Annotated in this window: 10 protein-coding genes; all 10 read left to right on the top strand. The window is 56.9% G+C overall.

The genetic code is table 11. The annotated features are described in order from the left end of the window. The first annotated feature begins 28 nt into the window (after positions 1-28). The 10 genes from tssC (at position 29) to INF86_RS14605 (ending at position 15052) form a co-directional block, all read left to right on the top strand. Positions 29-1570: a type VI secretion system contractile sheath large subunit gene (gene tssC / locus INF86_RS14650; protein WP_072202206.1), complete on the top strand. Its 1542-nt coding sequence runs from the start codon at positions 29-31 to the stop codon at positions 1568-1570. 15 nt (positions 1571-1585) lie between these two features. Then, positions 1586-2926 carry a type VI secretion system baseplate subunit TssK gene (gene tssK / locus INF86_RS14645; protein ID WP_193543658.1) on the top strand — a complete coding sequence of 447 codons (1341 nt, stop codon included), beginning with the start codon at positions 1586-1588 and terminating at the stop codon, positions 2924-2926. Beyond that, positions 2923-3612, top strand: coding sequence for a type VI secretion system protein TssL, short form (gene tssL / locus INF86_RS14640; RefSeq protein WP_032624148.1), 690 nt, complete (start codon positions 2923-2925; stop codon positions 3610-3612). Before tssK ends, tssL begins: the two co-directional genes overlap by 4 nt. After that, positions 3609-5315, top strand: a complete 1707-nt coding sequence (locus INF86_RS14635) for an OmpA family protein (protein ID WP_038416146.1) — start codon at positions 3609-3611, stop codon at positions 5313-5315. Before tssL ends, INF86_RS14635 begins: the two co-directional genes overlap by 4 nt. 5 nt (positions 5316-5320) lie before the next feature. Then, positions 5321-5812 (top strand): type VI secretion system effector Hcp, encoded by a 492-nt coding sequence (gene hcp / locus INF86_RS14630; protein WP_009653685.1) that lies wholly within the window; start codon positions 5321-5323, stop codon positions 5810-5812. Positions 5813-5984: 172 nt separating this feature from the next. After that, positions 5985-8630, top strand: coding sequence for a type VI secretion system ATPase TssH (gene tssH / locus INF86_RS14625; RefSeq protein ID WP_193543657.1), 2646 nt, complete (start codon positions 5985-5987; stop codon positions 8628-8630). Then, a complete protein-coding gene (locus tag INF86_RS14620) occupies positions 8627-10999 on the top strand; it encodes a type VI secretion system Vgr family protein (RefSeq protein ID WP_154051327.1) in 2373 nt (790 codons plus the stop codon). Before tssH ends, INF86_RS14620 begins: the two co-directional genes overlap by 4 nt. 15 nt (positions 11000-11014) lie before the next feature. Further along, the gene (locus INF86_RS14615) at positions 11015-11281 is read left to right on the top strand and encodes a PAAR domain-containing protein (protein WP_022648278.1); all 267 of its coding nucleotides are present in this window, start codon (positions 11015-11017) and stop codon (positions 11279-11281) included. Between the two features lie 46 nt (positions 11282-11327). After that, on the top strand, positions 11328-14096 hold the full coding sequence (locus INF86_RS14610) for a T6SS effector BTH_I2691 family protein (protein ID WP_193543656.1): 2769 nt from the start codon (positions 11328-11330) through the stop codon (positions 14094-14096). Then, positions 14093-15052, top strand: a complete 960-nt coding sequence (locus INF86_RS14605; RefSeq protein ID WP_193543655.1) for a putative type VI secretion system effector — start codon at positions 14093-14095, stop codon at positions 15050-15052. The genes INF86_RS14610 and INF86_RS14605 overlap by 4 nt, the downstream gene beginning before the upstream one ends. Positions 15053-15088 lie beyond the last annotated feature (36 nt).

Genomic DNA, 15088 nt, shown 5'->3' with positions numbered 1-15088 from the left:
TGTGTAATTTAATGGATTAACCGGGAATATGCTGATGTCTGTGAATAGTGAAACCGCCTCCGCGCAGGGGCAGACCATCGTACTGGAAAAAGAGGGCGTTTACGCCTCCCTGTTTGAAAAAATCAACCTGACTCCGGCCTCGAGCCTGGGTGATATCAATGCGTTTCTGGATGATGCCGCGCTTTCTGACGCGCCGGCGGGTGAACGCCTGACGGCGGCGATGCAGGTGTTTATGGACTGCATCCGCAAATCCGGTCAGCCCGTGGAGAAGCTCGACAAAACGCTGATTGACCACCATATCGCCGAACTGGATTTCCAGATTAGCCGTCAGCTGGATGCCGTAATGCATCACCAGGCGTTCCAGAAAGTGGAATCCCTCTGGCGCGGCCTGAAGCAGCTGGTGGACAACACCGACTACCGCCAGAATGTGAAAACCGAGATTCTGGACGTCTCCAAGGACGACCTGCGCCAGGATTTTGAGGATGCACCGGAACTGATCCAGAGCGGCCTCTACTGGCACACCTATACCGCCGAATACGACACCCCGGGCGGCGAGCCGATTGGTTCCGTGATTTCATCCTATGAATTTGACGCCAGCCCGCAGGATGTGGCGCTGCTGCGCAACATCTCGAAAGTGTCTGCCGCCGCACACATGCCGTTTATTGGCTCTGTCGGCCCGAAATTCTTCCTGAAAGACTCTATGGAAGAGGTCGCTGCAATTAAGGACATCGGCAACTACTTCGACCGCGCTGAATACATCAAGTGGAAATCCTTCCGCGACACTGACGACGCCCGCTACATCGGCCTCGTGATGCCGCGCGTGCTGGGGCGTCTGCCGTATGGCCCGGACACCGTACCGGTGCGCAGCTTTAACTACGTTGAGCAGGTGAAAGGCCCGGATCACGAGAAATACCTGTGGACCAGCGCGTCGTTCTCCTTCGCGTCAAACATGGTGAAGAGCTTCATCAATAACGGCTGGTGCGTGCAGATCCGTGGCCCGCAGGCGGGCGGAGCGGTGAAAGATTTGCCTATTCATCTGTACGATTTGGGTACCGGCAACCAGGTGAAAATCCCGTCTGAGGTGATGATCCCGGAGACCCGCGAGTTTGAGTTTGCCAACCTCGGCTTTATTCCGCTCTCGTATTACAAAAACCGCGACTATGCCTGCTTCTTCTCGGCGAACTCCGCGCAGAAACCGGCGCTGTACGACACCGCAGATGCCACAGCCAACAGCCGCATCAATGCCCGTCTGCCGTACATCTTCCTGCTGTCGCGTATTGCGCACTATCTGAAGCTCATCCAGCGCGAGAACATCGGCACCACCAAGGACCGCCGTCTGCTGGAGCTGGAGCTGAATACCTGGGTGCGTAGTCTGGTGACGGAAATGACCGATCCGGGCGATGAGTTGCAGGCTTCTCATCCGCTGCGTGACGCGAAGGTGGTGGTGGAAGATATCGAAGACAACCCGGGCTTCTTCCGCGTGAAGCTGTTTGCGGTGCCGCACTTCCAGGTGGAAGGCATGGATGTGAACCTGTCTCTGGTGAGCCAGATGCCGAAAGCGAAAGCGTAACGTAAGGCAGGAAGCATGAAAACGGAACAACCGTTATGGGGCAGGGGCCAGATGGTCTCTCCCCAGCACTTCCAGCAACAGGCCGCGTATACGGCCTGGTCTGCGGAATGTATCGCCCGACTGGGTCTTTCCCATCCCTGGGGGGTGATTAATGCCTCTTTCGAACCGGATGTATTGAAGTTGGGCCGTCTACAGGCCCGTCATCTGCACCTCCGGTTCCCTGACGGGACATTAATCGATACGGATAATACTGACGACCTGCCACCGGTGCTGGCGCTTGAGAGTGAAACACAGGACGTGGTGGTGGTTCTGGCTCTTCCGCTGCTGCGCGCGAATGGTGGCAACTGTCTTAAGCCCGATGAGGTAGCCGGGCGTCCTGTTCGCTATCGCCAGCGTTGGCAGGATATCCGCAATACCTTCGGGGACGATACCCGCCAGATTGCGGTAATGCGTCCTGAGCTGACGCTGCGGTTTGCACATCAGAACAACAGCGATTACCTGACCTGTCCGGTTGCCCGCCTGCAGCAGGATCTGCAGGGGGCGTGGCAGCCTGATGAGACGTTTCTCCCCCCGCTCCTGGCCATCGAGGGCAGCCGCTGGCTGTTAACCCAGCTCGAACAGCTGATGATCCAGCTACGTGTACGCCTGAGCCGACTGATGGCCATGCGACGGGAAAGTAATGAGCGCATGGCAGACTTTGCCGTGGCCGACGTGTCGCTGTTCTGGTTGCTGAATGCCCTCAACAGCGCTGAGCCCGTGCTGGGGCAGTTTCAGCGCCATCCGCAAAGTCCGCCTGAACGCCTGTATCCGGAGCTGGCCCGCCTGGCGGGCAGCCTGCTGACCTTCTCGCTGGAGCACCAGGTGAGTGCGATCCCGGTCTGGCAGCACGAGCAACTGAATAACGTATTTCCGCCGCTGTTTGATTTACTGGGGGACCTTCTGGAAGCCAGTCTGCCATCGCGGGTGGTGGCGATTGAGCTTGAGCACGATGCCCGGCTGCACTTCTGGCAGGCCCGTCTGCATGATCCGCGTCTGCGTGAAGGGGCGGATTACTACCTCTCCGTGCGTTCAATGGTGCCGGTGGCTCAGCTGCAGGAGCAGTTCCCGCGCCAGTGCAAGGTTGGCAGCCCCGATCATGTCAGAAGTATCGTCAATTCATCGCGGGTGGGCGTGCCGCTGACCCCGCTGCGCCATGTGCCGGCAGCCATTCCGTTACGTCTGGAAAATCAGTATTTCAGTCTTGATGTCTCTCATCCTCAGGCCACTGAAATGCTCCAGGGCGGCACCTGCATGTTTTACGTTCCGGGCATGCTCGGCGAGCCTGAACTCGAACTCTTTGCGGTGCTGAGAACATGAGTGAGCGTAAACGCGGCGCTGCCGCGGCCATTGATATTGATGCCCTGCTGCAGGATACCTGGCTGCAGGTGATCAGCCTGCGTCACGGTCCGAAATTTCAGGATGGAGAAGGGCGCACGCTGTGGGAGCGTTGCATTGCTAATGTCGAACGTGTGCAGCGTGAGCTGAAAGCGGGCGAACTTGATGAAGCCAGCTGCCGGCATATTCTCACCGCACAATGTGCGCTGCTGGATGAGGCGGTTAAGAGTCGCGGTGTGGAGGATGATGCCTGCGTGCAGTGGTATGACATTCCCCTGCAGGGGCACTTCCTTGGCACCATGGACGCCGGTGACACGCTGTGCGATCGGATGCGCGATGTGCTGCGTGAACCGGCTCCTGACCACGCTGTCGTGACCTGCTTCCAGCGGGTCATGATGCTCGGATTCCTCGGCAACTTCCGCTCCCTGAACGATCCTGAGCGGCAGAAACTCATGAATGCACTTAATGAACATGTTGCGCCGTTCAGCTATTCACAACCCCATCCCGTTCTGGCGGAAAGCCATGCCGGACGGGGGATAGGGGGTTGGCTTGCATCATGGCCCATGCGCATTGGCCTGAGTGTGGTGGTGGTCACCGCATTATGGTGGGGACTGGATTGCTGGCTGGATCAGACACTGCTTACCCTGCTGCCGGGAGCCGTGAAATGAGCCCTGCACAACAGCGCGGGCTTGCGCTCTGGGCTGCCCTGCTGAGTGCAGTGGTCTGCCTGTGGTTTCTGCCAGCATCCCGGCTGGTTTCCGTTCTCGTCCTGCTGGCGGTACTGGGGCTAATCATGGCGTTCTGGGCTGTCGCCTGCCGTCGCGTGCAGCACGATTTCACCCTGTGTCTGGAGGACCTGCCTGAAACCAGTTATTGCCAGCCCGTGGTACTGGTCTGTGGCGATCTGCCGCTTGCCTGGCCGCATCAGTCACCGGTACTTACTGTCACGCAGGGCTGCTGGATCCGTGTGGAGGATCATCTGGAACTGGAGCAGGCCGCCCGTCAGGTACTGTGGTTGCGCCCCGACTGGGGACGTCAGCTGTCAGTGATGGTCAGTGTTTGTCCGCAGCAGCACCCTGACAGTGAACGCCTTACCAGTCGTTTGCTTGCCCTGCGCTGGCAGATTAGTCGGTTGCGTAAAGCAACCGGCCATTCTGTGCCACTGGTTCTGAATGGACAGGTCGGCAGTGCGATGATGAATGACATGCTCTGGCAGACGGCGATCCTGGGGGAAGGGGTAAAGGTCTGGAGTGGGACTTCAGCGCCTGGCTCAGTTGCTGAATGGGTTAATACTGGCGGAACGCCTGCGATGCATCAACAGGTGCTTATGAACAGCCTGATGAGCTGGTTCCAACAGCACGTCCACGCTGTCCTTATGGATGAAAACCCCGATATTCCTGTCATTGAACCTGTTGCGGTTCTGTGGGGATTGGGCCCGATCCTGGCCGGAAGCATGGCCACCTCTGTCTGGACAGCGTGGTTGTCCCGCCATACTGCGATGCAGCAGGTGTCTGGCTGGCAGCCGGCGGGAACGGACAGTACGGTTATTTCCCTGTTCCCGAATTTTGTCCTCCCTTTACTGCCAGAAGGACGAGGCCTGACACCGCATGGACGAACCTGGCGCGGTGCGCTCGGAATCTTCACGTTGGCGACCATTGCTGCACTGCTCAGCAGTGGCTGGAACAACCGCCAGCTGCTGCAACGCGTTAGCTTCGATATTGTCCGTTACAACAGCATCGCCATGGATGATTACGGTCCTAAAGCCAGCGCCGTACAGGTGCTGCGCGAGGATGCGGCGCTGCTGGATGAGCATGCACGCAATGGTGTACCGGCCCGGCTGGGTCTGGGGCTTTATCGGGGGGAACGTCTGCGAATACCGGTGCTGGAAGCGATCCGCTCATATGTGCCACCACCTCCTCCACCAAAGCCTGTGGAAAAGGTCGCGCCGAAAATCATCCGCCTCGACAGCATGTCGCTGTTCGATACCGGCAAATGGGCGCTGAAACCCGCCTCAACAAAGCTGCTGGTGAACTCACTGGTGGGGATCAAGGCGAAGCCCGGCTGGCTGATTGTGGTCGCGGGCCATACCGACAGCACCGGGGATGACCAGTCCAACCAGGTGCTGTCCCTGAAGCGTGCGGAGTCGGTGCGCGACTGGATGCGGGACACCGGCGATGTGCCGGAGAGCTGTTTTGCGGTGCAGGGCTACGGTGAAAGCCGACCTGTCGCCACCAACGACACGGCGGAAGGCCGGGCGCTGAACCGCCGTGTCGAAATCAGTCTGGTGCCGCAGGCGAACGCCTGCCAGCTGCCGGGCAACACCCCCGCGTCATCGCAGGATGATGGCGCTGATAACAACTTAACGGAGTAATTAACATGGCAATTCCAGTCTATCTGTGGCTGAAGGACGACGGCGGCGCGGACATCAAAGGGTCTGTGGACGTTCAGGATCGTGAAGGCAGCATCGAGGTGGTGGCCCAGGAGCATAACCTGTACATCCCGACCGACAATAACACCGGCAAGCTGACCGGTACCCGTATCCACACCCCGTTCCTGTTCACCAAGGAAATCGACTCCTCCAGCCCGTACCTGTACAAGGCGGTGACCACCGGCCAGACCCTGAAGTCTGCGGAATTTAAGTGGTACAGAATCAATGACGCGGGCCAGGAAGTGGAGTACTTCAACACGAAGCTTGAGAACGTGAAGCTGGTGAAAGTGAATCCGAAGATGCACGACATCAAGGACCCGGCGTTCGAGAAGCACAACCACCTCGAGCAGATTGAACTGCGCTACGAAAAAATCACCTGGACCTACAAGGACGGCAACATCATTCATTCCGATTCCTGGAACGAACGCGCCACCGCGTAAGTCGCATGCGGACAGGGCCCTGTCCGCAGTTTTTTGCACAGCGTCTGTATGCACGGACGCTGTGCAAAGAAAAACACAATCTGCCTGCCCGACCTGATGCGCTTTGGGTTCCTGAATAACAGGGAACAGCGACGGGCGGTAGCGTGTCCGGAACTGATAAAGAGAGAGTCTCATGGAAAATCCCGCCATCCTGTTACGCCGTCTTAACCCTTACTGTGCCCGCGCGATGGAAGGGGCCGCTTCCCTGTGCCAGACCCGCGCCCATGCGGAAATCCTGCCCGAGCACTGGTTGCTGAAGCTGCTGGAGCAGGGTGAGGGCGACCTGACGGTGCTGGCGCGGCGCTACGAATGGGATATGGATACGATATGGCAGGATATGCTGGGTTTTCTGGACAGCCTGCCACGTTCGGTGCGCAGCCGTCCGCAGCTGTCGGACAGTGTCCGGGCTCTGATGCAGGAGGCCTGGCTGCACGCCTCGCTGTCGGGGGAAGAGCACATCCGCAGCATTCACCTCCTGATGGCCCTGGTGGACAAACCGAAACTGGTGCGCTGCGACGGCCTGTGGCCGCTGCTGACGCTGGCGCAGAGCCAGCTTGAGCGCCTGCGGGGGCTTCTGGATGCGCAGTCGGATGAACGCCCGGAGGTGCAGCAGGAAGCGGAGCTTACGCAGGGCGATGAGGTGGAGTTTGTCGGCCGTCCGGTGAATGCGGATATAAAAGGAGAGCTGAACCCGGCGTTACAGAATGCGCTGGACAGGTTCACCCTCGACGTCACCGCCCGCGCCCGTGAGGGCAGAATCGACCCGGTCTATGGCCGCGACAATGAAATCCGCCAGATGGTGGACATTCTTTCCCGGCGCCGCAAGAACAACCCGATTCTGGTGGGCGAACCGGGAGTCGGCAAGACCGCGCTCGTGGAAGGACTGGCGCTGCGCATCGCCGAAGGCAATGTGCCGGACGCGCTGAAGCCGGTCTCGGTACGCACCCTTGACCTCGGCCTGTTACAGGCGGGTGCAGGCGTGAAGGGTGAGTTTGAACAGCGCCTGAAAAACATCATCGACGCGGTGCAGCAGTCACCCCTGCCGGTTCTGCTCTTCATTGACGAGGCGCACACCATTATCGGTGCGGGCAACCAGGCGGGGGGCGCCGATGCGGCCAACCTGCTGAAACCGGCGCTCGCCCGCGGTGAGCTCAGAACCATCGCCGCCACCACCTGGAGCGAATACAAGCAGTACTTTGAGCGCGACGCCGCGCTGGAGCGTCGTTTCCAGATGGTGAAAGTTGACGAGCCGGACGACGACACCGCGTGCCTGATGCTGCGGGGACTCAAGCCACGTTACGCGCAGCACCACGGTGTGCATATTACCGATGAGGCGGTCAGGGCGGCCGTCACGCTCTCCAGACGCTATCTGACCGGACGCCAGCTGCCGGACAAGGCGGTTGACCTGCTGGACACCGCTTCGGCCCGTGTCCGCATGAGCCTCGATACGGTGCCGGAGCCACTGACCAGGATGAAGGCGCAGCTCACGGCACTTGCCATGGAGAAACAGGCGCTGCTGGAGGATATCGCGGTGGGCAATACCGCCCACGGCGAACGTCTGGCCGCCATCGGAGAGGAAGAAGTCGGCATCATTTTGCAGCTCGATGAACGGGAAACCCGGTACGGCCAGGAGCTGAAACTCACGGAAGAACTGCTTGCCTGCCGCACGGATATCTCCCGCCAGGGAGAGATTGCGGACCTTCAGATGCAGCTTACTGCCGTGCAGCAGAATACCCCGCTGCTGGGGCTGGATGTGGACGCGCGTACCGTCGCCACCGTTATCGCCGACTGGACGGGCGTACCGCTCTCTTCCCTGATGAAGGACGAGCAGACGGAACTGCTGAGCCTTGAACACAGTCTGGCGAAACGCGTTGTCGGCCAGGACAGCGCACTGAATGCCATTGCGCAGCGCCTGCGCGCCAGCAAAACCGGTCTGGCGCCGGAGAACGGCCCGCAGGGCGTGTTCCTGCTTGTGGGGCCGAGCGGCACAGGCAAGACCGAAACCGCCCTGGCGCTGGCCGATGAACTGTTCGGCGGCGAGAAGTCCCTTATCACCATCAACCTCTCGGAATACCAGGAGCCACACACCGTCTCGCAGCTCAAGGGCTCACCGCCGGGCTACGTGGGTTACGGTCAGGGCGGCATTCTGACCGAAGCCGTCCGTAAGCGTCCGTACAGCGTGGTGTTGCTGGATGAAGTGGAAAAGGCACACCGGGACGTGATGAACCTGTTCTACCAGGTGTTTGACCGGGGCTTCATGCGCGACGGCGAGGGGCGGGAAATTGACTTCCGTAACACGGTGATTCTGATGACCTCGAACCTCGGCAGCGACCTCATCATGCAGATGCTGGAGGAACAACCGGAGGCGACAGAGCCGGACCTGCATGAACTGCTGCGTCCTGTCCTGCGGGACCACTTCCAGCCCGCACTGCTGGCGCGCTTCCAGACGGTGATTTACCGTCCGCTGGCACAGGCAGCGATGCGTACCATTGTGGGGATGAAGCTGAATCAGGTGAGCAGACGCCTCAACCGTCACTACGGAATAACTACCCATATCAGCGAAAGCCTGTACGACGCGCTGACCGATGCCTGCCTGCTGCCGGACACCGGGGCTCGCAATGTTGACAGCCTGCTGAACCAGCAGATTTTGCCGGTCCTGAGCCAGCAGCTGCTGAGCCAGATGGCTGCGGGGCATAAGCCGCATACCCTGACGCTTGGCTGGGATGAGGAAGAGGGCATGGTGCTCGAGTTTGACCGGACAGAAGGTGAGCATGCATGAGCAGTAATCTTCCCTTACGATTCAGCCACAGCCATCACCTGCTTTCGGTGAAGGGCTGCGATGCAGGGCTTGATGTGCTGGCATTTGAGGGCGATGAAGCCCTGAGCACGCCGTTCAGCTACCGTACTGAATTCACCAGCGCGGACCATGCCATCAGCAAAGAGATGATGCTGATGAAGCCCGGTTCACTGACGCTACAGGCCCCGGTAGACCAGGGTTACGGTATCAAAATACAGCAGCCGGTGCGGGTGATTCAGGGCGTGGTGACCGGTTTTGAACGCCTCAGCACGTCAAAAGATGAAACCCGCTACGCCCTGACGCTTGAGCCGCGTCTGGCGCTGCTCGACCGCTCGCACCAGAACGCGATTTACCAGGACATGTCGGTTCCGCAAATCGTGGAAAAAATCCTGCGCGAACGTCACGGCATGCGCGGCCAGGACTTCCTGTTCTCACTGAGTAAAGAGTATCCACGCCGTGAGCAGGTGATGCAGTACGCTGAGGACGACCTGCACTTTATTACCCGCCTGCTGGGTGAGGTCGGTATCTGGTTCCGCTTCACCACCGACACGCGCCTCAACATTGACGTGGTGGAGTTTTACGACAGCCAGCAGGGGTATGAGAAAGGCCTGACGCTGCCGTCGGTACCGCCGTCAGGGCAGCACTCGCAGGGTGTGGACGCGGTGTGGGATATGGAGAGCCGTCATAAGGTGGTCCAGAAGGAGGTCAGCACCCGCGATTACAACTACCGTCAGGCCACGGAGGACATGAACAACCGGGTTGACGCGACCGGCGGGGATACCACCACGTACGGTGATGCCTACCACTGGGCGGATAACTACCTGACGCCGGGCAGCGCGTATGACCGCAACCCGGCAGCGGAGTCCGGGGCGTTTTACGCCCGCATCCGTCATGAGCGCTACCTGAATGGCCAGACGCAGACCGTTGCTTTCACCAGCTGCCCGGCCCTTTCACCGGGTATGCGGCTGAAAGTCACCGGCGGGTACGAAGTGGCGGAGGTGTTTACCCAGGGCGTGGTGGTCACGGCGATGCACAGCCATGCCCGGCGTGATGCAGACTTTTGCGTCAGGTTTGACGGTATCCCGGACAGTGCGGACTTTTGCTTCCGCCCGGCGCCAGGCCGCCGCCCGTTGATGGCCGGCACCTTACCGGCCCGCGTCACCAGCACCACCGAAAATGACACCTACGGGCATATCGACAAGGACGGTCGCTACCGCGTCAATATGCTGTTTGACCGTGAGAACTGGGAGACGGGGTTCGAGAGCCTGTGGGTCCGTCAGTCCCGCCCGTATGCGGGGGACACCTACGGCCTGCACCTGCCGCTGCTGGCAGGCACCGAGGTGGCGATTGGTTTTGAGGACGGCAACCCGGACCGGCCGTACATTGCCGGTGTGCTGCACGACTCGGCGCACGGCGACCACGTTACCATCCGGAACTACAAACGCAACGTCCTGCGGACCCCGGCGAACAACAAAATTCGCCTGGATGATGAACGCGGAAAAGAGCATATCAAGGTCAGCACAGAGTACGGCGGCAAGAGCCAGCTGAACCTCGGCCATCTGGTCGACAGCGAAAAACAACAGCGGGGGGAGGGTTTTGAACTCAGAACCGACAGCTGGGGTGCCATCCGGGCGCAGAAAGGACTATTCATCTCGGCGGACGGGCAGGCGAAAGCGCAAGGACTGCAGCGTGAAATGCAAGCTGCGCTCAAAGAACTTGACGCTGCCAGAGAGGTGACTTCTGGATTACGTCACGCTGCTCAAGCAGCCCAGGCGGAATTAGCCGATCTTGAGAAACAAACAACATTAATGAATCAGACGCTTAGCGATCTTAAGCAGCAAGCATTACTTCTGTCTGCCCCTTCAGGAATTGCGCAGGTCACCCCCGCGAGCGTACAAGTTTCGGCGGGGGAAAATCTAATTGTTACTGCTGGTCAACATGCAGACATTAGCATTGCCAAAAAATTAACTCTGGCGGTGGGCGATATTCTGAGCTTATTTGCACACAAACTGGGAATAAAAATGTATGCCTCGGAGGGCAAAGTAGATATTCAGGCACAGTCGGACGCGCTGAATTTATTTGCTAAAGAAAAGCTTTCGGTCGCCAGTTCAGACAACAGCGTTGTCATATCAGCCAAAAAAGAAATCCTTTTGGTTTGTGGGGGGACATTTATACGGTTAAGTGATGCGGGGGTTGAAGTTGGTACTGGCAAAAACGTCACGTTGAAATGTATTGCGGTTCAACAGCAGTCTGCGGCGACGTTAAATTCAACGCTTTCGCTACCTTCTGGCTGCAAACCTGGGGTAATTTCTGCAGCCCAACAGCAAGGGGCTGTGGTGATGCTTAGCTAATACTTGAGGAAAAAGATGACTACAAAATTAGCCGTTTTAGGTGACAGGACGAGTAATGGGAAAATAATTTCTGCAACTGCGAATTATTTTAGTGATGGAAAACAGGTGGCACAAAATAATGACAAAGCCATCTGTACTGTCTGTAAGGGAACATTTCCCATCCTGGCCACTGCAATTGGTATCGTCAGTAATGGCATACTTCTGGTACAGGATCAGGACCGTGTGCTTTGTCTATGTCCCGGCCATAAAGTGATCGCAGGCTCTAATTTTTTCACTGGCTAAATAAGAATTTTTTATTTACAGGCTTAATTAAAAAAAGGATGTGAATATGGCATGCCAGGGGTTATGCACAACGAAAGGCCTGACAGTACTGCCCGTGCGCTATGCTGTTGTGCCAGAAAATATTAATGCCAGTTTACCGGGATGGGCGAATGATGCGCGCATAACAGGGGTAACGCTCGCCAGTAATGAAAAGTACACACTCCGCGCGCTTCGCCAGGGCTACCTTTACGTTTTTTATGAAAAAGGAAAACATGGCATCAATTACTGGCAGTGCTACAGCGTTGCGCCAGACGGCTCACTGTGGCTGCAACAGGTGGCGTCTAATCCTGTACCGGTGGATAAAGCGCTGTGCGAAACGGGCGAGCATATCGCGCAAAACGTCGAGTTCATGAGCATTGAATCCCCGGATAAGTGCGGCAATGTGTGGTTTGCGTTCAGTCAGTATCCGTGGGAGCAGGAAACGCTCGATCGGTATCGCATCAGGCCAGAAGAGCGCAGTGAGAGAATGCAGAAAGTGATGCCTTCGGTGGCGGGAGCTCAGCGCACAAAAACAGGGACCGACGTTACCGGGGCAAGCCTGAATCAGGTACTGGACTATAAGGTGCCTTCTGTTTCTGGTCTTCTGCCTGGTCCGGATGAGGCGAAAGTGGTAAACATCAGCCGTGCATCGTCACTCTGGGATCCGACAGTGGATGATCCCTGGCGGGTCAATAATGATGTGGTGAAACTGCAGTCCAGTCTGTATCCGTGGGCAAAAAACCGCAGTGGCATGGCAGCCGCGACGGTCACGGCCATGGAAAACCGAAGTGAGGGGATGACGCCGTTGCTGCTTCCACTCTGGGATCCGGTGGGGATTGTTCATGAGCTTAACGGCTGGAGCCAAGATGTGCTGGGGCGCCAGGCGCAGTTCCTGCAGGAGCGTGAGCTTGAGTTCGCCACCAAAACAAACCTCGATGCAGTCAGAACGCTGCTGGAAAGCAATGCCGAATCTCTGGAGGACGCGATGCGGAGACGAAGAACTGATGGTCCCATGCTGACAGACGAATATCTGGATTCGCGTCTGCAGGCGCTTGAGAAAAGGTATCAGGGTAAGCCTGATGTGCTGGCACAAATCAGGGCTGATGACAGGTTAGTGAGAAATTGGCATGCGCAGAACGTGACGGCATCATACCCGGAGAGTGTGCTGATGAGTCCACCCGAACCGCTGGCTGCTCACCAGCGACGGGTTGCCGCGATACAGGCTCAGGTCGATAAGGAACTGGCGTTAAATCTGCCTGAACCCTCGCAGGATTTCAGTGGAGTCCGGGCCCGGAGCTGGGCTCCCTATCAGAAAAAGCTCAACGCAACCCGACAGGCGAACTTTGATACCTGCTACACGAGCCTGGTTGATTCGGTTAATGCTATCTTCCAGAAGCGTATCGTCAGCGTGGTGAACTGGCTCAGTGCACCGGTACTGCTGGCAACGCTGGATGATTTCCACTGCGAGGCACAGCGGGCAGGGCTGTTCTACCAGTCAGCGGTGGGGATGTCCATGCACGGGATCAACAGCTGTCCGGCAGGGGCGGCAAAGATAGACGGCTGGTGGAATGAGTACAGCACTAAAAATCGCGGGAATCTGCTGTGGCGGCATGTGGCGGCCAATAACCCGCAGCTAATCAGTGAGCTGGAGCCGTATCTGGCGACGGTGAAAGGGAAAAAGGACGAGGACGTGACGCCTCTGACGGCGACCGCCATGACGGCAGCCCTGATGCAGCAGGTCAGCAATATGAAAAAGCTGGAGGGATATTACCAGAAATCGATGAACAGTGTCGTGAAGGGGCTGAGGGAAAATGCCAGCAAACTGGAAGTACAGCTCTTCAACACGGATGCGTTTATCGTCACGGTGGGAGACAGGGTAAGCCGAATTCTGCGGGTGGATAAGACAGGCGAGAAGCTGGCGACCACGGCGTTCAGGCTGATATTTATGATAAGGGCGGGAATACCTTCAGAAAAAGTTCACTCGTTAGTGAATGCGTATCTGAAAGATGCCCCGGTGTTACGTCAGACGGTGCTGGCAGGTATACGGCGCAGCGGACGTTTTATGGCGAGCGGGAATGAAGTCGCCGAGATTAAACAGAGAATGAGCAGCAGGCTGGAAGAGCACTTTGCATCAGAAAAGGGCAAGGCCGAATATCGGCTGGCGGGAATAAACAGTCTGTTGCTGGTGCTGAATGCGATGGATTTTATCTACCTGTGCGGACAGGTAAGGGATGAGAAGAAGCCGCTGGCGAGCCTGCTGGCCAGCGGGCTGGCGATGGTGAGTCAGGGGACGTCGGTTATTTTGCCGGCAATAGAAAAAGGTCTGGAAGCGCGTGAGCTTACGGTGGCCTGGGTCAAGGGGGTTGGGGCGGCAGCGGGTGGAACTGCGTCTTTAATTTCGGTGTTTGCTGATGGTGCAAGTACTTACGAAGAGTTGCAAAGCAATCGTTTTTTACTTTCCTCTGTATTGCTTATTAAAACAACAGTTGATGTCCTGGCAGTCACAAAATCAGTCGGTCTTCTGCTGGAACAGTTTAGTCAACCGATAGTTAAAAAAGTAGCTGGGAAAATTACAGGTTTTTTGGCTTGGGAAATTTTAGGGATCCGAATACTTGCAGTACTGATGACCTGGGAAGTGATGGTAGCGATAACTTTGTTACAGGTGGTTGTGACCTGGATATCGGACGATGAGCTTCAGATATGGTGCAGGAAATGTGTATTTGGAACAGCACCGTTCAACCGCAGTGTGGCAGACCAGAATAAAGCCTTGGAAGGGGCGATAAAGGATATTTCATGAATTCAAAAGAGCAGCATCAGATATGCTCCCGTTTTGTTGAGCCAGAAAAATTAGCAGACCTGCGTACAAAGCGAGAGATTGAGATGATGAACGGCAGGCCGTGGACACGTGAGCTTCCGCCGCCGCCGGTATTGCCGCCTTATGGTCCTCTGGAGAAAAAATCAGGGAAACTGCAGTCTTTCCGTAGCGAATATTTTCGGGAGTATTTTGATGCAGTTGCCTACCGGACCAGCACGTTGCCGGAGATATCAGATGGCCAGCGCGGAGCTGCCGCCGCTGCAGCGATAGTTGCAGGGAGCCCGGGTGTCGGGGCTGTAATGATGGCTGAAAGCGAGTCTTCGAATGATTCGGCGGAATATGTGCAGGGGATGATTAATGGCCAGCCGTTTCGCGGCTGGGTGGGTGTCACCCGGCTTCAGACTGGCGATGATGTGGACATGATTGTTGAGTGGCAGCATGACCATTATGAGGTCTATGCCATTGCGTTACCGGAAGAGCGGATAGTGTCAGTATGTCCGAAATGTGATATGGGGCATATTGCGCATATGCTGTGGCGCATTAAAAATATGTTCATTCTAATCACCATATTGATGGTGGCTTTTGTTTCTGTATGTGTATTTATCTCTATCTCAAAAGGAAATCCAAATGGTGTCTCTTTATTTGAGAGGTTTTATCTTTTCCTGGTAATGGCTTTTGTGGTGTCCTCTGTAATTTCGGGGTTGATTGCATTCTTTGCATATAAAGCCTGTGCGCCAACACGCTGCAAACTGGCGGAGGAGATATTTCAGTTGCTGCGGATGAGGCGTGTTGCAACAATCAATCTCAATAAAATAACAAAAAAACGTGAGCAACAACTAAAAGATAATGGGAAGTGGTATGAGCCGAGTGATAAAAGCAAACCTGCCTGTCCCAGCGGGAGATTCATTTATTCAGATGAAGGCTGGTTTTACTACTAAATCGGCAGTGAAACAAGCTACTTTCGCTAGTGTTAT

Source organism: Enterobacter cloacae complex sp. I1M, from assembly GCF_014982425.1.
GTDB classification, from domain to species: Bacteria; Pseudomonadota; Gammaproteobacteria; order Enterobacterales; family Enterobacteriaceae; genus Enterobacter; species Enterobacter intestinihominis.
Note: the sequence above shows the minus strand (reverse complement) of the source record. Positions and strands in the feature narration are given on the sequence as shown.